The following is a 23,814-nucleotide window of genomic DNA, read 5'->3' on the forward strand; positions in this document are numbered from 1 at the left end:
CGCCCCCTCAGATGTGCGGACTCCCGCACGGGCGTGCGGGCATATGCGGGACAATGGCGGGGTGACCTCAGCGACTCGACAGCCCGAAGCCCAGGCATCCGCCGTACCGCCACGGCTGATCGCGACCGACCTCGACGGCACCCTGCTCCGCGACGACCACTCGGTGTCCCCACGGACGGTCGCCGCGCTGGCCGCCGCGGAGGAGGCGGGCATCGAGGTCTTCTTCGTCACCGGCCGCCCGGCCCGCTGGATGGACGTCGTCAGCGACCACGTCCACGGCCACGGCCTCGCCATCTGCGGCAACGGCGCCGCCGTGGTCGACCTGCACGGCGGCCCCGGCGCCCACCGGTTCGTGAAGGTGCGCGAGCTGGCCCGGGAGAACGCGCTGGAGGCCGTACAACTGCTGCGGCAGGCGGCGCCGGGCACGGTGTTCGCGGTCGAGCAGACGTACGGCTTCCACCAGGAGCCGGACTATCCCAAGATGCACCTGGAGGTCCCGGACACCCTGGAACCGGCCGAGCGGTTGCTGGCGCCGGACGCCGCCCACGCCGACGAGCCGGTGCTGAAGATCCTCGCCTTCCACGCCGAGCTGGACCCCGACGCCTTCCTCACCCTCGCCCGGCTCGCCATCGGCGACCGCGCCAACGTCACCCGGTCCAGCCCCAGCGCCCTGCTGGAGATCAGCGGGCCCGAGGTCTCCAAGGCCAGCACCCTCGCCCTGTGCTGCGCCGAGCGCGGCATCTCGCACGAGGAGGTCGTCGCCTTCGGTGACATGCCGAACGACGTCGAGATGCTCACCTGGGCCGGGCAGTCCTACGCGATGGGCAACGCCCACCCGGACGTGATCGCGGCGGCGTCCGGCCGTACGGTCGCCAACAACGACGACGGCGTGGCCGTGGTGATCGAACGACTGCTGGCGCAACGGGCGTAGCGGCGTCGGCGGCGTGGCCGCGCGGGGTAGCGGGAACGGCACGCCTGCCGCGGGGGGCGCGATGGGCTCGCCCAGCCGCGCGGGGGTGCGCGATCGGCCCGCCTGGTCATGCGGGGGCGCGCAATCGGCCCGCCTGGTCTCGCGGAGGGTGCGCAATCAGACCGCCCGGCCTCGCGGAGGGCGCGCTCAGACCGCCCAGCCGCTACAGCCGTACTCCCCGTGCCGCCAGCCACGCCACCGGGTCCACGCCCGAGCCAAGTTCCGGGGTGACCCGTACCTCGAAGTGCAGGTGGGGGCCGGTGGAGTTGCCGGTCGAGCCGGACTGGCCGATCCACTGCCCCGTGCGCACCCGCTCCCCCGGGTCGACGGCGGCCGAGGCGAGATGGGCGTACTGCGTGTAGTAGCCGCCGGGGTGCTGGACGACGATCTGCATCCCGAAGGCGCCCCCGCACGCCACCTTCGCCACCCTGCCGTCGCCGACCGCCCGCACCGGCGTGCCGATCGGCACCGCGAAGTCCTGCCCCGTGTGCCGGTGCGCCCAGCGCGCCCCGCCGCTGCCGAACCCGGCGGACAACTCGTACGTCTCCACCGGCGCGACCCACGCACCCGTGAACCCCGTCTCCGGCTGGTCGAGTCGGACGGCGCCCCGACAGGCGCCCGCCGCGGCCGAGACGTCTGCCTGCCCCTGCAACCGCCCACGGGCCTCCTCCAGCTTCCGCTGGATGGAGTCCTTCAGCGCGGCGAGTTCGGCGCTGCGCCGCTCCAGCCGCTCCCACTCCGCCCTGGCCCGCGCCTCGTCGGTGGCGAGCCGTGCCTCCGCGCGACGGCTCCGGTCGATCTCGCGGTGCACGGCGAGGTCGGCCTGCCGCACGACGCGCTGACCGCGCATCAGCTCCTCGGGACTGTCCGACAGGAGCATCCGCGCCGCGACGGGCAGCCCACCGCCCGTGCGGTACTGGGCGCGGGCGATCCGGCCCAGGTCCTCGTGCAGGGCCGCGATGTCCCGCCGCCGACCGTCCAGCAGCCCCTCAAGGTGCCGGGCCCGCTCCCGCTGCGCCTCGGCGTCACGCCGCCCCGCCTCGTACTGCTGGGTCGCCAGCGCCGCGTCCTCGTACAGCCGCGCCACCTCGGCGCTGATCCCGGAGCCGGTGATGCCGTCGCCGCCGAAGGCACCCGAGGGCCGGGACACGAACACGACGAGCGCGCACAGCAGCACCGGAACGAGCGGCGGGCGACGGCGAGGTGAGCGCATATCAGCGATCGTGGCCCCGTGGACCGCCCCGAGTCCTGTTCACGTCGTACGCCCGGGGGACAGTCGGGCACGGATGGCCGAGTCGTACGACCGGACGCCAGCACCGAGTTGACGACGACAGGGCCCCGCGGCGCTACCCCACGCCCACCAGCAGCTCGGCCTCCGCCTCCCGCGCCGCCATCTCCCGCAGCGGGCCCTCGACGGCGGCCAGCTCCGTGTACCGGCCGCGCTGCACGACCCGCCCCCCGTCCAGCACGATCACCTCGTCCACGGCCTCAAGCCCGGCCAGCCGGTGGGTGATGAGCAGCGTCGTGCGCCCCTCGGTCGCCGCCAGCAGATCCGCCGTCAGCGCGTCGGCGGTCGGCAGGTCGAGGTGTTCCGCGGGCTCGTCGAGGACGAGGACGGGGAAGTCGGCCAGCAGCGCCCGCGCCAGCGCCAACCGCTGCCGCTGCCCCCCGGACAGCCGTGCCCCGTGCTCACCGACGAGCGTGTCCAGTCCGTCCGGCAGTCCGTCGGCCCACTCCAGCAGCCGCGCCCGCGCCAGCGCGTCACGCACCTGCGCCTCGGTCGCGTCCTTCCGCGCCAGCAGCAGGTTCTCCCGCACCGAACTGTCGAAGAGGTGCGCGTCCTGCGCGCACAGCCCGACCAGCCGCCGTACGTCGTCACCGTCGAGGGCGTACGCGTCCACCCCGCCCAGCGTGTACGACCCCGCGCGGGCGTCCAGGAACCGCAGCAGCACCTGCGCCAGCGTCGACTTGCCGGACCCGGACGGCCCGACCACCGCGACCCGGCGCCCCTCCTCCAGCCGCAGTCCGGCCGCGGCGAGCGCGTCCCGGTCCTGCCCGGCGTGCCGGGCGGTCAGGTCCCGCACGACGAGTGGGAACGGCGACAGCGGCGCCTGCCGGGGCTGTTCCGGTTCCCGTACCGGCTCGGGCGCGTCCAGCACCTCGTACACACGCTCTGCGCTCTTGCGCACCCGCTGCCGGAACTGGGCCGCGAGCGGCATCCCGAGGACGGCCTCGAAGGCGGCCAGCGGGGTGAGGACCACGACGGCCATGGCGACGCCGCCCAGCCGCCCGTCCGCGACCGCCTGCGCGCCGACCAGCGCGGCGGCGGCCACGGTCAGTCCGCAGACCAGCGCGGTGAGCCCGTCACCGAGCGCGGTGGCCGTCGCCGTGCGGGACGTGATCCGGGTCAGCCTGCCGTCGGCCTGCCGCAGCTCGGCGGTACGGGCGGGCAGCGCCCCGGCGACGGTCAGCTCGGCGGTGCCGGTGAGCAGGTCGGTCACCCGGGTCGCCAGCGCCCCGCGGGCGGGCGCCAACCGGCGCTCGGCGCGCCGCGCCACCGCACCGGTGAGCAGCGGGACCCCGGCACCGGCCGCCAACAGCCCCACCGCCAACACCGCACCGGCCTCCGGCAGCAGCCACGCCGTGAACCCCACGGACGCCGCCGACACCAGCGCGGCGGCACCGGCGGGCAGCAGCCAGCGCAGCCAGTAGTCCTGAAGCGCGTCCACGTCCGCGACGAGCCGGGAGAGCAGGTCGCCGCGGCGGGTCCGGCGCAGTCCGGCGGGCGCCAGCCGCTCAAGCCGCCGGTAGACGGCCACCCGGGTGTCGGCGAGCATCCGCAGCACGGCGTCGTGCGACACCAGCCGCTCGGTGTACCGGAACACGGCCCGCCCGATGCCGAAGGCGCGGGTCGCGGTCACGGCCATCATCAGGTACAGCACGGGCGGCTGCTGCGAGGCCCGCGAGATGAGGTAGCCGGAGGTCGCCATCAGTCCTACGGCGCTGCCCAGCGCGAGGCTGCCGAGCAGCAGCGCGAGGGCGAGCCGCCCGTGCCGGGCGCGGGACATGGCGCGCACCCGAGCGAGCACGCCGCCGGTGGGCCGGGGCTCCGTGGCGCCCTCGGCGGGGTCGCCGGTCGGTGCCGTCTCTATGGGGCGGTGGGCTTTCGGTGCCGTCTCCCGGGTGGCGGGAGCCGACGTGTCGAGCGCCGTGGTCTCCGTCAGCCGGACCACCCGGTCCGCGACCTCCAGGAGCGCGGGCCGGTGCACGACCAGCAGGACGGTCCGTCCGGCCGCGAGCCGCCGTACCGCCGCCACGACCTCCGCCTCGGTCGCCCCGTCCAGCGCGGCCGTCGGCTCGTCGAGCAGCAGCACGGGCCGGTCCGCGAGGAACGCGCGGGCCAGCGCCAGCCGCTGCCGCTGCCCGGCGGAGAGTCCGGCGCCGTCCTCACCGAGCAGGGTGTCCGTGCCCCGCGGCAGCGCGTCCACGAACTCCAGCGCCCCGGCGTCCGCGAGGGCCTGGCGTACGGCGTCGTCGTCCGCGTCGGGTCGGGCCAGCCGTACGTTCTCGGCGATCGTCTGGGCGTAGAGGTGCGGGCGCTGCGGCACCCAGGCCACCCGGGACCGCCACTGCTCCAGATCGAGGTCCGCGAGGTCGGCGCCGCCGACGCGCACCCGTCCACCGGTGGGCGGCACGAAGCCCAGCAGGGCGTGCAGCAGGGTCGACTTGCCCGCGCCGCTGGGGCCGACGAGGGCCACCGTCTCGCCGGGTGCCACGGTGAACGACACCTCGGAGACCGCGTCGGCGGCGCGGTCGGGGTAGCGGACGGTCAGGTGCTCGAAGGCGATCTCCCCGTCCGGGACCGGGCGGTGGCCCGATTCCGGCACCGGGGTCTCCAGCACCGTGAAGATCTCCTCGGCGGCGGCCAGTCCCTCCGCCGCCGCGTGGTACTGCGCGCCCACCTGCCGCAGCGGCAGATACGCCTCCGGTGCCAGGATGAGCACGACCAGGCCGACGTAGAGGTCCATGTCGCCGTGGACGAGCCGCATTCCGATGGTCACGGCGACCAGGGCGACGGAGAGGGTGGCGAGGAGTTCCAGGGCGAAGGACGACAGGAAGGCGATCCGCAGGGTGCGCATCGTCGCCTGCCGGTACTCACCGGTGATGCGCTTGATCGACTCGGCCTGGGCCTTGGCCCGGCCGAACACCTTCAGCGTCGGCAGCCCCGCCACGACGTCCAGGAAGTGCCCGGACAGCCGGGACAGCAACTGCCACTGCCGGTCCATCCGGGACTGGGTGGCCCAGCCGATCAGCATCATGAAGACGGGGATCAGCGGCAGGGTGACCACGATGATCGCGGCGGACACCCAGTCCTCGGTCACGATCCGCGCCAGCACCGCCACGGGCACCACGACCACGAGTCCCAACTGCGGCAGATAGCGCGAGAAGTAGTCGTCGAGGGCGTCGACGCCCCGGGTGGCGAGGGCCACCAGCGATCCGGTCCGCTGCCCGCTCAGCCAGCTCGGCCCCAGCCGCACGGCCCGCTCCAGCAGCCGTCCCCGCAGCTCGGACTTGACCGCCGCGCTCGCGCGGTGCGCGGCGAGTTCGGTGAGCCAGGCCACCAGCGCCCGGCCACCGGCGACGGCGACCAGGAGCAGCAGGGGAGTACGGAGTTCGGCGACGGACCTTCCGTGCTGGAACGCGCCGACCACCGTCTCGGCGATGAGCATCGCCTGCGCGATGACCAACACCGCTCCCACCCCGCCCAGGCCGACCACGGCGATGAGGAACCGCCGGGTGGCACGGGCGTGGCGCAGCAGACGCGGATCGATTGGTTTCACGTGAAACACACCTCAGTGGGCGACTTCGGATGCGATGTGCTGTGTTTCGGGTGCGATGTGCTGGGTGCCGATCCGCTTGCGGAACACCCAGTAGGTCCACGACTGGTAGAGCAGCACCACCGGGGTGGCGATGCCCGCGCACCAGGTCATGATCTTCAGGGTGTACGGGCTCGATGAGGCGTTGGTGACGGTGAGGCTCCAGTCCGCGTTGAGCGAGGACGGCATCACGTTCGGGAAGAGCGTGAGGAAGAGCATCGCCACGGCGGCCACGATGGTCAGCCCGGAGAGGGTGAACGCCCAGCCCTCACGCCCGGCCCGGGTCGCCGCCAGCGCGGCCACCAGCGCCGCCACGGCCACGACCAGCGCCGCCAGCGAGGCCGCGTCGCCGTTGTCGAGCTGGGTCCAGCCCAGGAAGACCAGCGCCAGGACGGCGGTCACCAGGCCGACCTGGAGGGCCAGGGTGCGGGCCCGCTCCCGGATGTCCCCGACGGTCTTGAGGCCGACGAACACGGTCCCGTGGAAGGTGAACAGCGCCAGCGTGACCAGGCCGCCGAGCAGGGCGTAGGGGTTGAGCAGGTCCCAGAAGTCACCGACGTACTCCAGCTCCCGGTCGATCTTCACCCCGCGCACGATGTTGCCGAAGGCGACGCCCCACAGGAACGCGGGGATGAGCGAGGTCCAGAAGATCGCGGTCTCCCAGTTGCGCTGCCAGTTCTCCTCGGGTCGCTTGACCCGGTACTCGAAGGCGACGCCCCGGACGATCAGACAGACCAGGATGATCAGCAGCGGCAGGTAGAAGCCGGAGAAGAGGGTGGCGTACCACTCGGGGAAGGCGGCGAAGGTGGCGCCACCGGCGGTGAGCAGCCAGACCTCGTTGCCGTCCCAGACGGGGCCGATGGTGTTGATCAGTACCCGCTTCTCGGCCCGGTCACGGGCGAGCAGCCGGGTGAGGACGCCGACTCCGAAGTCGAAGCCCTCCAGGAAGAAGTAGCCGATCCACAGGACGGCGATCAGGACGAACCAGACGTCGTGCAGTTCCATGACTGTGCAGCTCCCTCGGCCTAGTACGAGAAGGCCATCGGCTTGTCGGCGTCACGGAGGTCGCCGCCGATCTTCGTGGGCGGGTTGAGGTCGGCCTCCGTCAGCTCGGGCGGCCCGACCTTGACGTACTTCGCCAGCAGCTTGACCTCGATCACGGCGAGGATCGCGTAGAGCGCCGTGAAGACGATCATCGAGGTGAGGACCTCGCCCTGGGAGACACCGGGGGAGACCGCGTCGCGGGTCTGGAACAGTCCGTAGACGACCCAGGGCTGACGGCCCATCTCGGTGAAGATCCAGCCCCAGGAGTTGGCGATCAGCGGGAAGGCCATGGTCCACAGGGCCAGCAACCAGTAGAGCCGGGTGAGCCGGGAGCCGAGGGGCTTCTTCAGCAGGACCAGGTGCGGCACCTCGTCGTCCCCGGTCCGCAGGGCGGCTGGCAGCAGGAACTTCTTCCTGGTGAGCCAGAGCCCCAGCATCCCGAGGGCCAGCGACGCCATGCCGAAGCCGATCATCCAGCGGAAGCCCCAGTAGGCGACGGGGACGATGGGCTTGTAGTCGCCGGGGCCGAACTGCTTCTGGAGGGCCTCGTTGGTGTCGTTGATGCCGGGCACATAGGTGTCGAAGTCGTTGTGCGCCAGGAAGGACAGCAGGCCGGGTATCTCCAGGGCGACCTTGTTGTGGCCCTTGTCGACGTCGCCGTAGGCGAAGACCGAGAAGGGCGCCGGGCCCTCGCCGTCCCACAGCGCCTCGGCGGCGGCCATCTTCATCGGCTGCTGCTCGTACATGATCTTGCCCAGGTGGTCGCCGCTGACCGCGGTGAGCAGGCCGCCGAGGGTCAGGGTGACCAGGCCGAGCCGGAGCGAGGTCCGCATCACCGGTATGTGCTTCTTGCGCAGCAGGTGGAAGGCGGCGATGCCCACCATGAAGGCGCCGCCGGTGAGGAAGGCCGCCGAGAGGGTGTGCCAGACCTGGGCGATGGCGGTGTTCTGGGTCAGGACCAGCCAGAAGTCGGTGAGTTCCGCGCGGCCCTTCTCCTCGTTGAACCGGAAGCCGACGGGGTGCTGCATCCAGGAGTTCGCCGCCAGGATGAAGTACGCCGACAGCACGGTGCCGATGGAGACCATCCACATGCAGGCCGCGTGGATCTTCTTGGGCAGCTTGTCCCAGCCGAAGATCCACAGACCGATGAAGGTCGACTCGAAGAAGAAGGCGAGCAGCGCCTCGAAGGCGAGGGGAGCGCCGAAGACATCACCGACGAAGCGCGAGTAGTCGGACCAGTTCATGCCGAACTGGAACTCCTGCACGATGCCGGTGACGACACCCATCGCGATATTGATCAGGAAGAGCTTTCCCCAGAACTTGGTCGCCTGGAGGTACTTCTCCTTGCCCGTGCGCACCCAGGCGGTCTCCAGTCCGGCCGTGAGGGCGGCGAGGGAGATCGTCAGCGGAACGAACAGGAAGTGGTAGACGGTGGTGATGCCGAACTGCCAACGCGCCAGTGTCTCCGGCGCCAATGCCAATTCCACGTCGTCAGTCTCCTTACCTCGCCGTGGACACCGCGGCGACTTGCCCCGTTTGTCACGCACATCGTGGGGGCAATCGGGACACGCTTGTGAACGCGTTCACATTCACAAGCAATTATGACGCATGACTGTTCGACGCTGGAGAGGCGGGGGGGTACCCAAGCCGACCCGACGGTCCCGGCGGGGTGTGGACTGTCCGGCCCATGACACGGCCCAGGCACGAGAAAGGGCCCGCGGAATGACGTAGACGCCATCGCGCGAGCCCGCTACCCGGAGAAGATCCCCCGTGGGGGACCTCACAGCTCCTTGCGGAACCCTTCCGCCGCCTTCAGGAAGATGTCGTTCCCCTCGGCCTCCCCGACCGTCACCCGCACACCCTCGCCCGGGAACGGCCGCACGACCACGCCCGCCTGCTCACACGCCGCCGCGAACTCCACCGTGCGCTCCCCCAGCCGCAGCCACACGAAGTTGGCCTGCGTCTCCGGCACGGTCCAGCCCTGCGCGCGCAGCCCCTCGACCACCCGGTTGCGCTCGCACACCAGTGAGCCGACCCGGCCGAGCAGCTCGTCCTCGGCCCGCAGCGAGGCGATCGCCGCGTCCTGCGCCAGTTGGCTCACCCCGAACGGCACCGCCGTCTTGCGCAGCGCCGCCGCCACCGGCTCATGGGCGATCGCGAAGCCGACCCGCAGCCCGGCCAGGCCATACGCCTTGGAGAACGTCCGCAGCACACAGACGTTGGGTCGCTCCCGGTACAGCTCGACACCGTCCGGCACCTCGGGGTCGCGGATGAACTCGCGGTACGCCTCGTCCAGCACGACCAGCACGTCACCGGGCACCCGGTCCAGGAAACGCTCCAGCTCAGCCCGGCGGACGACCGTGCCGGTGGGGTTGTTCGGGTTGCAGACGAAAATCAGCCGGGTGCGGTCGGTGATCGCGTCCGCCATCGCGTCCAGGTCGTGCACATCGCCCGGCGTCAGCGGCACCCGCACCGAGGTGGCACCGCTGATCTGCGTGATGATCGGGTACGCCTCGAAGGACCGCCAGGCGTAGATCACCTCGTCGCCGGGGCCCGCCGTCGCCTGGATCAACTGCTGCGCGACACCGACCGAACCGGTGCCGGTGGAGACGTGCGAGACGGGCACCGCGAACCGCTCGGACAGCTCGTTCATCAGCGCCGTACAGGCCATGTCCGGGTAGCGGTTGAAGGAGGCCGCAGCCGCCGTCACGCTCTCCATCACACCGGGCAGCGGCGGGTAGGGGTTCTCGTTGGAGGACAGCTTGTACGCCACCGGGCCACCGGCAGCGGCGGGCTTGCCCGGCTTGTAGGTGGGGATCCCCTCCAGCTCGGCGCGCAGCTTGGGGCTCGTCTCGCTCACCGCAGTCCTCCTCGCGACCACCGGCGGCGCCTCGCCACCACCGGCTTCCAATACTCCTCACCTTATGAGGATTCGGCCTCGCTGCGAACAGGTGGGAAGCGGCCTCTCCCGACCCACGGGGCCCTTCGGGGGCGAGGTCCGTATGAAGCGACATGAAGGCGTACGAACCGGGGGGCGCGCCCTACATATATCTACGCGCCGGTGGCTCACGCCGTAGCGCGCATCCCTCGTGAAGGTGAGTTGAGACCTCTTCGAAACATCGACCGCTTGGCAGGCGGGTGCGCGCCGACAAGTCACCTCCTGTTGCGCGACGGCCCAAATCCCTCGCTTTCCCAGGGAATTGACAGGAGATGACCATGCAGAAACGTGCCTGTCAACGGGTGCATATGCGTCCGCACTACCCCACCTCATGAGCCCTACTATCGGCTCGCCATGACAGCAGCAGGGAAGCACCAGGTGAGCCGCGCGGAAACCTCACGTCGAGGCAGTCGGCCGGGTCGGGCAGGCATCAGGGACGTCGCCGCCGCCGCCGGAGTCTCCATCACAACCGTCTCCGATGCCCTCAACGGCAAGGGCAGGCTCCCGGACGCCACCCGCCGCCACGTCCGCGAGGTGGCGGACCGACTGGGGTACCGCCCCTCGGCCGCCGCCCGCACACTCCGTACCGGGAAATCCGGTCTGATCGGCCTGACCGTGACGACCTACGGGGATGAACCTTTCACCTTCACCGAGTTCGCGTACTTCGCCGAGATGGCCCGCGCCGCCACCTCCGCCGCGCTCGCCCGCGGCTACGCCCTCGTCATCCTCCCCGCGACCTCACGCCACGACGTCTGGTCGAACGTCGCCCTGGACGGCACGGTCGTGATCGACCCCTCCGACCAGGACCCGGTCGTCAGCGAACTGGTCCGGCAGGGTTTACCCGTCGTCTCCGACGGCCGCCCGGCCGGGGCGCTCCCGGTCACCGCCTGGGTCGACAACGACCACGAGGCCGCCGTACTCGGCATCCTCGACCACCTGGCCGACGCGGGCGCCCGCCGGATCGGCCTGCTGACCGGCACCACCACCGACACCTACACCCACCTGTCCACCACGGCCTACCTGCGCTGGTGCGAGCGCGTCGGCCAGGACCCGGTGTACGAGGCGTATCCCGCCCACGACCCGTGCGCGGGCGCCGTCGCCGCCGACCGGCTGCTCGCCCGCCCGGACCGGCCCGACGCCGTCTACGGCCTCTTCGACCCCAACGGCACCGATCTGCTCGCCGCCGCGCGACGCTACGGCCTGCGCGTACCGGACGACCTGCTTCTGGTCTGCTGCAGCGAGTCCACCGTCTACGCCAACACCGAGCCGCCCATCACCACGCTCTCCCTGAAGCCCCGCCGCATCGGCACGGCCGTGGTGCAGCTCCTCATCGACGCCATCGAGGGCCTGGAGTCGGACCACCCGGTGGAGCAGGTGATACCGACGGAACTGATCGTCCGCACGTCGTCCCAACGCCGACCGTCCCGTACGACGGTCAGCCCGCCGCGGTCGCCCGAGGAGGGGGAGTAGGGGGGAGGCGGCATGGGACGCGGGGGAACGGGGGCGGGGGAACGGGGGGCGTCAGGGAATCCGACGGAGTGGGGCAGCACAGCGACCGGAGCCGCCGAGGGACCGGTCGGGTGGGGACACGAGCGTCACGTCCACACCGTGCGTCACCCCGACCCCCTGACGCCCCTCCCTCCTCCGGGTGGCTCACGACCGGCTACCCGCCCGGTCGAAGTCCCGGCCAATCGGGGCGAAAGCCGCGATGAACCGGAGTCCTGCTCCGATTCACTACCCCTGGGTCATCACATGGCACGATCCGCATTCCTATGATGGGCCCACGACACCGCGGGCCGCTGCGACCAGGCAGTCCGAAGCGGTGCGACTGCGGCGCGATGGTGGAGGGGTCGATGACTCAGGGGGCCGGTCAGGGACCCGAGGTGGAGCGGACGGCGACGCTGCGCGACTTCCGGGTGCCCGCGTACGTCCACCAGACCGGCCCGTATCCGCCCGGCGCCGGTGAGAGCGCCACCGGGCCCGCCACCGAGCCGGTGAACTACCCCGACGAGTACACCCCCACCCAGCGCGACCTGCCCGTCATCAACCGGGGTGACACGCTTCAGGTGACCGTCGATCCCGCCCCCGCCCCGACCGCACAGCCCGGCACCGGCACCGGGCCCGGCCCGCTGTACGTCGTCGGTGACGTGCACGGCTATCTCGACGAGCTGCTGGCCGCCCTGCGCGAGAAGGGCCTGATCGACGCCGCCGGACAGTGGTGCGCGGGCACCGCCCGGCTGTGGTTCCTCGGCGACTTCACCGACCGCGGCCCGGACGGCATCGGCGTCATCGACCTCGTGATGCGGCTGTCCGCCGAGGCCGCCGCGGCGGGCGGCTACTGCAAGGCCCTGATGGGCAACCACGAACTCCTCCTCATCGGCGCCAAGCGCTTCGGCGACACTCCCGTCAACTCCGGTGCCGGTACCGCCACCTTCCAGGCCGCCTGGCTGCTCAACGGCGGTCAGAAGACCGACATGGACCGCCTCCAGGACCACCACCTCCAGTGGATGGCCCGCCTCGACGCCGTCGAGGAGGTCGACGGCCACCTGCTCGTCCACTCCGACACCACCGCCTATCTCGACTACGGCCGCTCCATCGAGGACGTCAACGACACCGTCCGCGAGACCCTCACCCGCAACGACGCGGACGAGGTCTGGGACCTCTTCCGCAAGTTCACCAAGCGGTTCTCCTTCCGCGACGAGGGCGGCGCCGACGCCGTGCGCTCCCTGCTCGATACGTACGGCGGCACCCGGATCGTTCACGGCCACAGCCCCATTCCCTATCTGCTGGGCGAGGTCGGCTCCGAGGAGGGCGAGGACAGCGGCGGCCCGGTGGTCGCGGGACCGCACGTCTACGCCGACGGCCTCGCCATCGCCATGGACGGCGGGGTGACCATGGCCGGAAAGCTGCTGGTCCAGCAACTTCCACTGGATGACTGACCTTTCAACGGGTAGGCGCCCTCCCCACGGAGGATGATCGCTGAGCGCGCGGGCCGAGGCAGCCGGGGGCCCAATTTCTGCAAACCCCCTGTCACCGCGCACCATCACCGCTCTACCATCGGCGTATCCGTAGCAGGCTCCCCTCCGTTTCTGCCCGACGGCTCGTCAGCGTGCGAGCCCCAAGCCCTACGGAGCATCGGGGGATGCACATGAACAGCGTTCCGCAGCACCTGCTGAGTGAGGACCGCCAGGACTACGAGCGGATCCTCGATGAGGCGCTGCGCTCCGCACCACACCGCCCGGAACTGGCCGCTGTGGGACAGCGGCTCAATCCCGAACAACTGCGCACCATGGCACTGGGCGCCTCCGCCCTCATCACGGCGGCGGCGGCAACCGAATACCAGCACTACGTCAAGGTCCGCGAGGAACTGCGCCAACCGGCGTCGTCCGCCCCGTCGTCCGTACGCGAATCCGGCTCGGCCGAGCCGGACCACGGAGCGATAGGGCTCGCCGCCACCATGGGAGAGGTCGCCGAGACGGCCGGAGCGGGGGCCGTGGCCGTCATAGCGGTCCTGGCTCCCGTCCTCGCCGGAACCGCCGCGGCGATCTTCCTGCTCGTCGGGTACGTCCTGAAGGTACTCAACCCCGACCTGGAGATCGCCCAGTCCATGATCACCACCGGCTGGGTGTTCGGCGCCGTGGCCGCGGTCGCGATCCTGGTCGCCGCCGTGGGGCTGCTGATCACGGCCCTGCACAACAGGCCCGCCCTGGAGGCCGGACCGTACGCCGAACTGAGCGAGGAGGTCACCCTGGCCAGGGAAGCCTGGCACGAGGCCCTGCTCGAACGCGGCATCATCCCCTTCCTGCGGGAGGCCCTCACCGCACCCGACGCGATGGTGCGTCGCACCACCCCGTCAGGCCGGCCGGTCGGATGCCCCACCTCGGCTACGACCGGCCCGGATTCAGCAGCCCCAGCGACGGCCGGGGCGCCCGCCCCAGCTTCTCCAGCCCGGACTACACCAGCCCGGACTTCGGCGGCCCGGACCACAAACCGGAGTAGCCCACGGTCCGCACCACCCACCGGAGTAGCCCACGGCTTGCGCCCCCCACCGAGGGGAGCGCAAGCCACCACGGATACCCAGGGGGCGCCAGCCACGCCAGGGCTGACCGGCAACGCCGCGCTGGCGTCAGTCCGCGATGGGCAGGTACACCCTGTTCCCGCTGGCCGCGAACTCCTTCGACTTCTCGGCCATGCCCAGCTCGATCTCCCGCTGTGTCCCGCCGTGCTCACGGCGGATGTCCTGGGAGATCTTCATCGAGTAGAGCATTAATAGAACCCTCACATGCGCTACGGTCGTTCCAGCAGCCCGACTTGGACCGAGGGGGAACACCGTGGGCAAGCGCGAAGAGCTGGTCAGCAAGCTGCGAGGCGTACCCGAGGGACTGCCGTCCGTCGAGGAAGTTCGCGCGATGCTGGCCGCCGATCCCAACTTGAAGTGCGTCGTCTGCTACGCCCGGATCTCGTTCGACGGCCGGGTGAAGGACGCCCACGGCATCGAGGACCAGCACCGCGACATGACGGATGCCGCCCGCAGGTTCGGGTGGCTGGTGGTCTACCGCTACACGGACAACGACAAGAGCGCGAGCAAGGAGAGCGTCGTACGGGACGACTTCGAGCAGCTGATTGCCGATCTTTCGGCAGGAGCGACGCCGGAGGGGTACCCGATCCACGGCGTCATGGCGGTGAACGACGACCGTCTGTACCGACGCCCGAGCGACTGGGAGCGGTACCTGAAGGCGTTCGCCTCACATGAAGGGCGCGTGTACCACGACTCGAACGGGATGCAGGATCTCTACGCCGAAGGGTTTGAGATCAAGGGACTTGTAGGGGTCGCCATGTCCCTCAGCGAGACGAGGAAGAAGCAGCGCAGGAGCCGCAACAGCCACCGCAGTCGCGCGATCCGCGGGCAGTCAGTGTCCGCGTGGCGTCCCTTCGGGTGGGAGGACGACAAGGTCACGTTGCGGACGAAGGAGGCCGACGCAATCCGGGAGGCCGTGCACGACGTGATCGCGGGGGCCTCTATCTCGGAGATCACCAGACGGTGGAAGGAAGCCGAGTTCCTGACGAGCCGTGGGAACGCTTTCCAGTACCAGACGGTCAAGCAGGTCCTGATGAACGCGAGGCTCTGTGGGTACCGCGAGATCAAGGGTGAGCTTGTCCGGGATGGCGATGACCAGCCGATCACTGGCGAGTGGGACCCGATCATCACTCCGAAGGAGTGGTTCGCCGTTACGTCCAAGATCAGGGAGCGGGGTGGCGGGACGGGAACTCCGCGCGGCGGTCTCGTCCACAAGTACCTGCTGACAGGCATCCTGCGCTGCGGCCACGTGTTGGAGGACGGCACGGTCTGCAACAACAAGATGATCGGGCTCAAAGCAAACGACTGGCTGAAGTACCAGCACGCCTACATGTGCAAGAAGACCGTGGACGGTGGCTGCAACAAGACGTACAAGCGCGGCGACAAGACAGACAAGGCCATCGAGGAACTGGTGATCGCGAAGCTGGAGCGCGATGCCGCGACCAAGGCCCAGGCGGTACCGGACTGGGACAAGGCCGAGGCCCTGGAGCGGGCCCTCCAAAGTCGCCGCGAACTCGAACGGCGTTGGCACGATGACGCAGACACGGACATCGACGATGAGGCGTTCTTCCGCAACCTTCCTGTCCTCGAACGACGCATCAAGGAACTGCGCGCCGATCAGCGGGCACATGAAGCGCTAAGGGCGGAAGCCGAGGAAGCGCAGGAAGATGTCAGGAAGTCGTGGGGGTCGAAGACCCTCACGCAGAAGCGCGAGGCGATCAAGAAGGTGTTGAGCGCTGTGATCGCCGTGCCGGGTGGCAAAGGCAACAAGACGTTCGACCCCGACCTACTCAAGCCCGTGTGGCGGACTTCCGAATGAGCTGAAGTCCCAGGATCTCCCCCAGGCTCCGGAGCTGACCGTCGGAGAGTGGGGGAGATTGGCGTATCTGGCGGTCGATCCATGCACGAAGCGTGGCCTCTTCAGACTGTGTGGCGTCTGTCTTCCTCGTGGGGGTGCTCAGTCCGCATCACCACCGGTCGGCAGATCTTCCCGGGCGGCTTCACGGTTCCGAGCGAGGTCTTCGGCGATGCCTGCGGCGATGAGGGCTGCGCCGGGGGTGTGGCCGGAGCCGACGTAGCGCCAGTGCCGTTCGGTGATCGTGTCGGGGGTGTCTGCGTGGGCGAGGTGGCGTGCGCGTTCGGCGCGGAGTGCGGCGTAGGTGGTGGAGTAGGCGCGGGATTTGGTGAGGATGTGGCCGCGGTAGCCGAGGGTGTGGGCCCAGGCTCGGAGGCGGAGGGGTGCGTATTCGGGGAGGCCGCCGAGGCGCCAGCAGGTTCGTATGAGGGTGCGGACGTGGGTGCTGACGGGGGCGGTGTCGATGTCGTGCCGGGTGGTGACTGGGTGGTCGGTACCTGAGCCGGTGTCGCTGGCCCCTTTGGTGACGTACTTGGCGACGTAGGCGGCTACGGCGTCGTCATCTGGTCCGTCGCCGTCGGAGTGCAGGGGCCGGATGTCGAGCTGGGCGCCCCAGGTGAGGGTGAGTTCGCCCACGGCTGGACTGTAGGGGGTGCGGACCATAACCCGTCCGGCGGCGGTGCGTACGGCCCCGGTGAGGTGGTCTGCGGTGGCCCAGGCGAGAGGTGCGGTGTCGGGTCCGTCTGGTCCGTCGAGGCGGATGATGGCGTGTACGTGGACGGCTGCGCGCTTTTGGTATTCGGCGACGCGTGCGAAGGACAGCCGGGCGTGCTGGGCGAAGCGGGACTGTACGAGGCCGAGCGAGGAGGCCAGGCGTCGCCGTACGTCGATGGCGAAGCGGTCCCACAGCTTGGAGGCGTGTGCGTGCCACAGCACATGGCCCGCGTAGTCGTAGCAGTCGGCGCATAGAGGCTGTCCGACGGAGGCCGCATCCGGTGCATGGAGTGCCCCGCAGCCGAGGGGCCGACCATGCTCACACCGGCCGCCGTCGCGGCGCGGTCGGCAGCGTTCCCCGGTGCGGTGGACGGGCCCGAAGGAGGGTGCGGTGAGGGTGACGAAGAGCCGGGGGCGGTGGCGGACTGTGGCGGGGATGTTCTTGCCGCCGAGGAGGCCAGCGCGGACGAGGTGGTAGGTGTCCCCGGCGTGGAGGCGTGAGCAGGCCGGGCAGATGGTGGCGCGGCGGTTGCGGCAACGGACGAGGAGGCGTTCGCCGGGTTCGGTGCGGGTGTCGTAGTGGTGGAGGATCTCGCCGGTTGTGCCGTCCAGGGTGGTGGTCGAGCCGGATAGGTGGACGGGGTGAGCGCAGCCCCCGGTGGCAGTGACCTGTTCCAGCCAGCGCGGGAACTGGGGGTCTTGGGCGAGGCGGATGGCGTCGCGGTCGGTTTCGGGGAGCTGACGCAGGCGCGCCGCGCGGTCGAGGGTGGCGCGCCTGTCAGCCTCGGTGTGCTGCGGGGTGATGGTGGTGCCCTTTCGGGGTGGGCCGCCGTAGCGGCCTGGATGGTGGCGGGTGGGGTGGTGTGGGTCATGGGGATCTCCTCCAGTTGGTGGGTGTGGGTGGGGTGGGTTCAGCGGATGGTTCCGGTGCCCCGGCAGACGCGGCAGCGCCGCTTGCGTCCGGTCCAGGTCTTGCGGGCTCCGTCGCCTTTGCAGTGGGGGCAGCGCACGCGTGGCATGGGCATGGCCGTGTGTCCTTTCTGCTCAGGTGTGGGAGAAGCCGGTGATGGTCCAGGTGACGAGTCCGTGGATGGTGTGGATCACGGGGGTCTGGCCGAGGTAGACGCCGAAGAGGCCGACGCAGACCGCTTCCCAGGCGCGTACGTCGCGGGAACGGACGAGGAGGACGGTGATGATCCCGAAGATCACTGCGAACGTGAGCGCTGTTCCTTCGCTGATCACTTGTCGTCTCCTTCCAGCGCGGCCAGCCCACGGCCGAGGGCGGGCAGGTCCGGAGTCATTGCCGCGTGCTTGCGTGCCGTTGCTACGGCTTCCTCGGTCGGTGTGAGGTGGGAGCGGGCGCGGCTCCAGCCGCCGTCCCGCCCGGTGCACACGGCCACACCCCGTTCCTCAGCCGTGATCGCCTGAGCGACGGCCACGGCGTCCTTGTTGAGGTCGCCGAGGGTCATTTCGGCGGTGCCGGGGTCGTTGACGCGGTGGCAGATTCGGCCGCCGAGCTGGGCGCGCAGGGCGGTGACGCCGGGCCCGAGGTCGGAGCCGACCCGTTGTCCGGCGACGACCAAGTGCACGCCGAGCGCGGCCCCGAGCTGCGCGAGGCGTAGCAGGAGGGTGGAGCACTGGTCGGCTTCCGCCTTGCTCTCGCGGGTGCCGTCGGACAGGTACAGTTCCGCGATCTCGTCGACGATGACGACGACCGGCACCGGCCGCAGGGTGTCGGGTAGCTCCCAGATGGAGCGGACCCCGGCCGCCCGGCAAGCGCTCATCCGGTCCTGCATGTCGACGACGAGCGCGGACAGGATCGCAACCGCTTCGCGTCGGCAGGTGGCCAGCGCGGACAGCCGTCCGGCGAACAGGCCGAGTTCCATGCCGCCCTTGCAGTCGATGCCGACCAGGGCGACCGGTTGCGGGGCGAGCTGGGTGATGAGCCGGGCCAGCAGGGTGGACTTGCCCGAGCGGGTGGCCCCGGCGATGAGCCAGTGCGGGACCAGACGCAGGTTCATCACCCACGCCCCGCCGCTCTCCAGCGCGCCAATGAGCGCGGACAGTAATTCGGCGGGGGCGGTGGCTAAGCCGGGCCGCTCCAGGGGGTCGGTGGCCGTCGCGGTGAGCAGGACGAGCCCGCGTTCGGGCGAGGTGACCCGCACTGCGTGCACCTTCCAGGCGTGCATGAGCGCATCGGCCGCTGCCATGTAGGTGGCCGGGGTCTGGCCTGCGTGCAGCCGCACGGTCACGGTCAGGCCCATGCGGGTGGCGCGGGGGAAGGAGACCCTGGGGGCCACCGGCCGCAGCGGATCGCCCTTGACCATCAGGTCCCCGAGCAGCCCGCGGGGCGGGCGCCGGGACACGGCGAGGTCGTTGAGGAGGGCGACCTTGCGCCAGGTGAACACGACCCGGCACGCGGTGAGCGGGTACCCGGTGAGGTACCAGTGCCAGGCCGGACGGTGGCGGCGTGCCAGGTCACCGAGCACCAGCATCCAGGCCAGCACCGCCAGGGCGAAGGCGAGCAGCATCGGTCCCATCAGGCGTCACCGCCCTTGCCGTGTGCTGCCGGTCCGTGCGCGGGGGTGATGGTGTCGGCGCGGAAGCTGACGCCGCTACGGTCGCCCATCGACCATACGAACGCCGTCAGCCCGATCACCTTCACGATCTGGCCCGCTTCCAGGCCCTTCGGCTCACCGCTCACCGCGATTTCGATCACGGAGATACGGCGTCCGTCGGGCCGCACGGTGACGGCCACGGTGTAGACAGGATTGCCGTCGCGGTCCTTCTTCACCTCCTGTGTCTCGGAGTTGCTGAACTTCACTTCCGGCACGTTGGCGCACCGCAGTACGCCCAGGCGTGCCGTGTCCACGGGAATGGACTGCATGAGTGTTGGCCTCCCTGGCCAGTCGACGACGTCAATCAAGATGCTGACGTCACTTGTCCTTACGAGTTACGACTATGGAGTGCTGTACGGCGAGAGCGCAACTACTTATGCTGACGAGTGATGACACGCGTGCGACGTGCCTACGACGACCTCACCGGAGAAGCCGCCCATGTCGGAGATCCAGCGCCCCGGAGCCCTCTATCAGCAGGTCGCCGCCGCGATCCGCGAAGCCATCCTGAACGGCGACTTCCCGCCCGACTCCCTGCTTCCGTCCGAAGCCCAGCTCATGGCCCGCTACGGCGTATCCCGCCCCACCGTCCGCAACGCCGTCGCCGCCCTGCGCGCCGAAGGACTTATCGACGTCCGCCACGGCAAAGGCAGCTTCGTCCGCTCCACCGGACACCCCGCCCTCACCATGGAACGCCGCATCGACCGCACAGCCGATGGCCGGTTCACCATGCCGGGTGGCGAGGTCTGGGAGGAAGCCGAGGAACCGAGCACCTACCGCACCCACACCACCAAGGCCACCAGCCGACTGCTCGCACTGGGCAAAGAAGAAGCCCTCTTCGGCTGCGACCGACTCTTGATCCACACTGCGACCGGCACCCGCGCGATGCACCGCACACTGATCCCCTTCGAGGTCGCCGAAGCCGTGCCCCTGCTCGCCGAGGAGCCCTGCAAGCGCCCGGCAGCGATCTACCGCCTGCTCACCACCGACGGCCACAAGCTGTGGTGGTCGGAAACCGTCAGCGCCCGTATGCCACTGCCCGACGAACGCACCACACTGCACCTGCCGGACGCGACCCCCGTCCTGCACGTCGCCCGCGTCGCGCACGGCACCGACGACCACCCGCTGATCCTCGAAGAACTGCGCATCGGCGCCGACCGAGCCGAACTCGCCTACCGAATCACCGCCGACAAACAGCCCGCACGCCGCACCCGCACCTGAAGCCGAACCGGCATCGGTCGAAACAGTCTTCACTTCCTCAAGGGCGCGCCTGCGGCGCGCCGGGCCACCCGGCCGCCCCGGCCGGGCGTGCGGCGTGGCCGCCGGTCCCGTCCGGACGCCGGGCGCCCCACCCCGCAGTACGCCCGAGGAGTCGAAGCGTCGACCGGCCGACGTAGGCAGGGGTGTGGTGGGCCGGGGGTCGGCGGCCTCCGAGACTTTAGGCAGCCACCATGGGGCGAGCCTCGAAGAACAGGGGGCCGATCGGGCTATTGCGGGCAGCTCCACAGACTGCCCGATCCGCTGGCGAGCGTAAGGCCCCCTGTTCACTCGCCCCATGGCAGCTCCAGCCCAAAGTCTCTCCAGCCGCCGACGTGCCCAGGTGCACCGCTCACCAGCCGCGCGACACCTCACGACGCACCGCCGTCGCCACCCGCGAGATTCGCGAGGACCATGGCCAAACGGTCTGCGGCGCCCGGCAAGCCCGCCAGTCGCACCACCCCGCCCCCAGACTCGTCTGTTGAGGCCACTGCCCGCAGCTCCGACAACTCGAAGCCCACCCCGTGCAATGCCCGGTTGAGACGGTCGGCAGCCTCATGAGCCTCTCGCCAGCCCGCCACATAGTCGACTCCGCGAACCCACAGCCCCGAGTCAGCACCCGCGAACGCCTCCGAGCCGCCCTCGGGCCAGTTCCCGCCCGTGCCAGTCACCCTGTCCACCTCAACCCAGTCGCAGGTAACGGATCGTCAACTTGCTTACCGGGCAGCCGAAAGCGATGCAGCGCAGCGCGACGGCCCCGGTACCATCAGGCACCGGGGACCGCCGCGTCCCCTGCCGGGCCACCCTCACGCTTTCCTAGGGCTGAGGGGGTGGCCCGGTTTCGGGTTTTCGGTTGTGAAGCGTGGCCCCCTGAGACCGAGTGGGGAACTCGGCAGGCCGCCCAGGAGGCCACGCCTCATGGACCGGAGATCACCTCCGGCCGCTTTCCGTGCCGCCGCTCAGAGCCAGAGCATCAGACTGGCGACGGCCGGAGATCACCAAGCGGGCAGGCCCCATGCAAGGCTGTCGAAATCGAGGCGACACCAGACGGTCTTGCCGCCCTGAGCTTCTGGGGTCCACCAGACCGACGTCGCCAGCCGCTGCGCGATCATCAGCCCCCGACCGCTGTCAGGTAAGACCGCTTCGGTCAGCTCTCCCACCAGTTCCGGCGACAGCGTGTCGCCCATGGGGAGAAGAGGAGGCGTCGAGTCTTCGTCGGTAACCCCGATGAAGAGCCACCGCGGCCAGATCTTGAAGGTCACATCGATACGCCGGTTACCGCCGGGGTGCGCTAGACGCGGCTCCGGCACGGCGTGATTCACGACGTTCCCCACCAGCTCGGACACGATCAGCCGGGCATCGTCCACGACACTTTCCGCACCCGCGGAGCGGAGGAACACAGCCGTCATGTCCCGCGCGATACTGCCGGTCTTGGGCGAGTCCGCGAACAGCGTCAGTGTGAGGAAGTGACCGCCCGAGGATGGATCGGGAGCCGCGCGCCAGTACGCGTACGCGCTCAGTTCGTCAGCCACCCGTTCATGCTCATCCGGCCGCTTGCTCCTCGCGTCCATGACACGGTCCCGTCTCAGGTCACGCCTGCCGGGCCCTTCCCGACAGGATGACGTGAGAGTGCACCCCCTGCCACGGCTGTCGCTCCCCCCTCTTGGGGACCCCCCTCATGGGTACACTCGCGAGACAGACCGTGAAATGAAGATCACAGGAGCAGAGCGAACCCAGAACATCAGGTCAATCACAATGGGGAAGTGAGATGACCGAGGCTGCACCCACACCAGCAGCACTACCGCCGCACGTACTCGAACGCGCAGACGTACGGTCAGCCATCGCGAACCACGACTTCGGCGAAGTCTTCCGACTGGCCAAACTCCACGGCAACATCAGCTTCGCCAAGATCGCTGAAGCCGTCGGCTACAAGCGCGAACACATCGGCAAGATGGCCCGACCGGAGACCGACGGCAAGGGCGTACGTCCCCGGATCACCCAGTTCCACAAGATCCTCGAAGTGGTCGACGGCCTACGCATCCCAGGCCACCTCGCGGGACTCGCACCACGCCCATGGGAACTGGAACGACCCTCCGTCGCCTCCCACACCGATGACCCAAGCGCTCTGATCCAGCAGGGAGGCGCAGGGCTGTGGGACGTCGCCGAGGTACTACGACGCACGGAGATGTCCAGCATCAACAGCGCCGCCCTGGAGTCGATCGAGCAGGGCATCGACCAACTGGCCCGCGCATACCCGTACGCGGACGCCGACTACCTGCACGAGCGCACCCGCAACGGCCTGCACTACGTCACCAAGCAACTTGAAGGCCGCACGACGCTGCGCCAGCACCGGGAACTACTGGTCGACGCGGGATGGCTCTTCCTGCTGAACGCCTGCGTCCAGTACGACCGTGGCCAGCGCGAGGCCGCAAACCTGAGCAAGGCCGCCGCCCTCCGCATCGGCGAGGAGACCGGACACGGCGAGATCAAGGCATGGGCATGGGAGATCGAGGCTTGGTTCGCCCTCACCCAGAGCCGATGGCAAGACATGATCGAAGCCGTCGAGGCCGGACACGTCGCCGACCAGACGCACTCCGTCGGTGTACAGCTCTACGCCCACAAGGCCCGAGCCGCCGCCCGCATGGGAGACGCCCGCCTGGTCCGCGAATCCCTCGACGCCGGACGCGCCCGCCTGGACCGCCTGCCCCGCCCGGACCACCCCGAACACCACTTCATCATCGATCCCGACAAGTGGGACTTCTACGAGATGGACGCCTACCGTCTCCTCGGCGACGACGAACGCGCAGCCACCCACGCCCGCTCCGTCATCACCATCAGCACCGGCCCCGACGGCACCGAAATCTCCCCGATGCGCGCCGCAGAAGCCCGCCTCACCCTCGGAGTCGCCGCCGCCCGCACCGGCGACATTGAAGAGGCCATCGAAATGGGCACAGCTGCCCTGGCAGCCGACCGTAAGTCCCTACCATCGCTCCTTTTAGTCGCCGACGAGCTAGACAAAGAACTGCGCAGTCGCTACCCGCGCGAATCCGCCAGCCGCGACTTCCACGATCAGATCACGACCATCAAACGAGGTACCACCCGGCCCGAGCTGCCATTTTGAAAACGCCCACAGCTAGGGTCCCGTTTGCCATCTCAGAAACGGGGCCCTAGCTTTGTCTATTGGAGGCAACCGCCGTCTGGCTATCCCTTTTAGAGCCGCTGGCCGCTACAAACGATCAATGGTTTCGGCGCCACCGTAGATGATCAGAAACGAGATCCACAGACCCAGTCCGTAGCGGAATGCGCGCGCGGACGACTGTACCGTCTCACGCCAATTACGTCCGTTCTCGCGATCAAACATCATGCACACCAACGCAATCAGCATGGCAAGCAGAATCGCACTGATCACCGAATCAAACCCAGACATAAAAGTACCCCTCCTTCACAGTTAAGAAGGGAGGGGCAT

17 protein-coding genes and 1 pseudogene are annotated in these 23,814 nt (G+C 69.8%); 7 read left to right on the top strand and 11 right to left on the bottom strand.

What is annotated here, in order from left to right; translation table 11 throughout:
* The first annotated feature begins 43 nt into the window (after nt 1-43).
* Nucleotides 44-931: a Cof-type HAD-IIB family hydrolase gene (locus ACFQZ6_RS17970; protein ID WP_381610216.1), complete on the top strand. Its 888-nt coding sequence runs from the start codon at nt 44-46 to the stop codon at nt 929-931.
* 202 nt (nt 932-1,133) lie between these two features.
* On the opposite strand, the gene ACFQZ6_RS17975 is transcribed toward ACFQZ6_RS17970, so the two are convergent.
* The 5 genes from ACFQZ6_RS17975 to hisC form a co-directional block, all read right to left on the bottom strand.
* Nucleotides 1,134-2,183: a M23 family metallopeptidase gene (locus ACFQZ6_RS17975; RefSeq protein ID WP_381610219.1), complete on the bottom strand. Its 1,050-nt coding sequence runs from the start codon at nt 2,181-2,183 to the stop codon at nt 1,134-1,136.
* Between the two features lie 133 nt (nt 2,184-2,316).
* Nucleotides 2,317-5,811 carry a thiol reductant ABC exporter subunit CydD gene (gene cydD, locus ACFQZ6_RS17980; RefSeq protein ID WP_381610222.1) on the bottom strand — a complete coding sequence of 1,165 codons (3,495 nt, stop codon included), beginning with the start codon at nt 5,809-5,811 and terminating at the stop codon, nt 2,317-2,319.
* Between the two features lie 12 nt (nt 5,812-5,823).
* Entirely contained in the window at nt 5,824-6,852 is a 1,029-nt protein-coding gene (gene cydB, locus ACFQZ6_RS17985; RefSeq protein ID WP_381610225.1) for a cytochrome d ubiquinol oxidase subunit II, read from the bottom strand.
* Between the two features lie 20 nt (nt 6,853-6,872).
* Nucleotides 6,873-8,378 carry a cytochrome ubiquinol oxidase subunit I gene (locus ACFQZ6_RS17990; RefSeq protein WP_381610227.1) on the bottom strand — a complete coding sequence of 502 codons (1,506 nt, stop codon included), beginning with the start codon at nt 8,376-8,378 and terminating at the stop codon, nt 6,873-6,875.
* Nucleotides 8,379-8,671: 293 nt separating this feature from the next.
* Entirely contained in the window at nt 8,672-9,751 is a 1,080-nt protein-coding gene (gene hisC, locus ACFQZ6_RS17995) for a histidinol-phosphate transaminase (protein ID WP_381610230.1), read from the bottom strand.
* A 432-nt stretch (nt 9,752-10,183) separates the two neighbouring features.
* On the opposite strand from hisC, the gene ACFQZ6_RS18000 reads away from it, so the two are divergent.
* From ACFQZ6_RS18000 to ACFQZ6_RS18015, 4 genes and pseudogenes are all read left to right on the top strand, one after another.
* Nucleotides 10,184-11,299 carry a LacI family DNA-binding transcriptional regulator gene (locus ACFQZ6_RS18000; protein ID WP_360220968.1) on the top strand — a complete coding sequence of 372 codons (1,116 nt, stop codon included), beginning with the start codon at nt 10,184-10,186 and terminating at the stop codon, nt 11,297-11,299.
* Between the two features lie 368 nt (nt 11,300-11,667).
* Nucleotides 11,668-12,768: a metallophosphoesterase family protein gene (locus ACFQZ6_RS18005; protein ID WP_381610234.1), complete on the top strand. Its 1,101-nt coding sequence runs from the start codon at nt 11,668-11,670 to the stop codon at nt 12,766-12,768.
* A gap of 203 nt (nt 12,769-12,971) precedes the next feature.
* Nucleotides 12,972-13,828 (top strand): annotated as a pseudogene (locus ACFQZ6_RS18010) (hypothetical protein).
* A gap of 332 nt (nt 13,829-14,160) precedes the next feature.
* On the top strand, nt 14,161-15,726 hold the full coding sequence (locus ACFQZ6_RS18015) for a recombinase family protein (protein WP_381610237.1): 1,566 nt from the start codon (nt 14,161-14,163) through the stop codon (nt 15,724-15,726).
* A 138-nt stretch (nt 15,727-15,864) separates the two neighbouring features.
* Here the strand turns inward: ACFQZ6_RS18015 and ACFQZ6_RS18020 are convergent, their stop codons facing one another.
* From ACFQZ6_RS18020 to ACFQZ6_RS18035, 4 genes are all read right to left on the bottom strand, one after another.
* Nucleotides 15,865-17,223, bottom strand: coding sequence for a replication initiator (locus ACFQZ6_RS18020; protein WP_381618410.1), 1,359 nt, complete (start codon nt 17,221-17,223; stop codon nt 15,865-15,867).
* 297 nt (nt 17,224-17,520) lie between these two features.
* Nucleotides 17,521-17,718 carry a hypothetical protein gene (locus ACFQZ6_RS18025; RefSeq protein WP_381610240.1) on the bottom strand — a complete coding sequence of 66 codons (198 nt, stop codon included), beginning with the start codon at nt 17,716-17,718 and terminating at the stop codon, nt 17,521-17,523.
* Nucleotides 17,715-19,016, bottom strand: a complete 1,302-nt coding sequence (locus ACFQZ6_RS18030) for an FtsK/SpoIIIE domain-containing protein (RefSeq protein WP_381610243.1) — start codon at nt 19,014-19,016, stop codon at nt 17,715-17,717. Before ACFQZ6_RS18030 ends, ACFQZ6_RS18025 begins: the two co-directional genes overlap by 4 nt.
* The gene (locus ACFQZ6_RS18035; protein ID WP_381610247.1) at nt 19,016-19,363 is read right to left on the bottom strand and encodes an SCO3933 family regulatory protein; all 348 of its coding nucleotides are present in this window, start codon (nt 19,361-19,363) and stop codon (nt 19,016-19,018) included. The genes ACFQZ6_RS18030 and ACFQZ6_RS18035 overlap by 1 nt, the downstream gene beginning before the upstream one ends.
* A gap of 169 nt (nt 19,364-19,532) precedes the next feature.
* On the opposite strand from ACFQZ6_RS18035, the gene ACFQZ6_RS18040 reads away from it, so the two are divergent.
* Nucleotides 19,533-20,312: a GntR family transcriptional regulator gene (locus ACFQZ6_RS18040; RefSeq protein ID WP_381610250.1), complete on the top strand. Its 780-nt coding sequence runs from the start codon at nt 19,533-19,535 to the stop codon at nt 20,310-20,312.
* A gap of 1,031 nt (nt 20,313-21,343) precedes the next feature.
* On the opposite strand, the gene ACFQZ6_RS18045 is transcribed toward ACFQZ6_RS18040, so the two are convergent.
* Nucleotides 21,344-21,919 carry an ATP-binding protein gene (locus ACFQZ6_RS18045; RefSeq protein WP_381610253.1) on the bottom strand — a complete coding sequence of 192 codons (576 nt, stop codon included), beginning with the start codon at nt 21,917-21,919 and terminating at the stop codon, nt 21,344-21,346.
* A 197-nt stretch (nt 21,920-22,116) separates the two neighbouring features.
* Between ACFQZ6_RS18045 and ACFQZ6_RS18050 the strand changes: the two genes are divergently transcribed.
* A complete protein-coding gene (locus ACFQZ6_RS18050) occupies nt 22,117-23,469 on the top strand; it encodes a tetratricopeptide repeat protein (protein ID WP_381610256.1) in 1,353 nt (450 codons plus the stop codon).
* Between the two features lie 105 nt (nt 23,470-23,574).
* On the opposite strand, the gene ACFQZ6_RS18055 is transcribed toward ACFQZ6_RS18050, so the two are convergent.
* Nucleotides 23,575-23,775: a hypothetical protein gene (locus tag ACFQZ6_RS18055; protein WP_381610258.1), complete on the bottom strand. Its 201-nt coding sequence runs from the start codon at nt 23,773-23,775 to the stop codon at nt 23,575-23,577.
* Nucleotides 23,776-23,814 lie beyond the last annotated feature (39 nt).

Origin of the sequence: Streptomyces flavalbus, from assembly GCF_042674625.1 — a bacterium.
Lineage (GTDB): Bacteria > Actinomycetota > Actinomycetes > Streptomycetales > Streptomycetaceae > Streptomyces > Streptomyces flavalbus.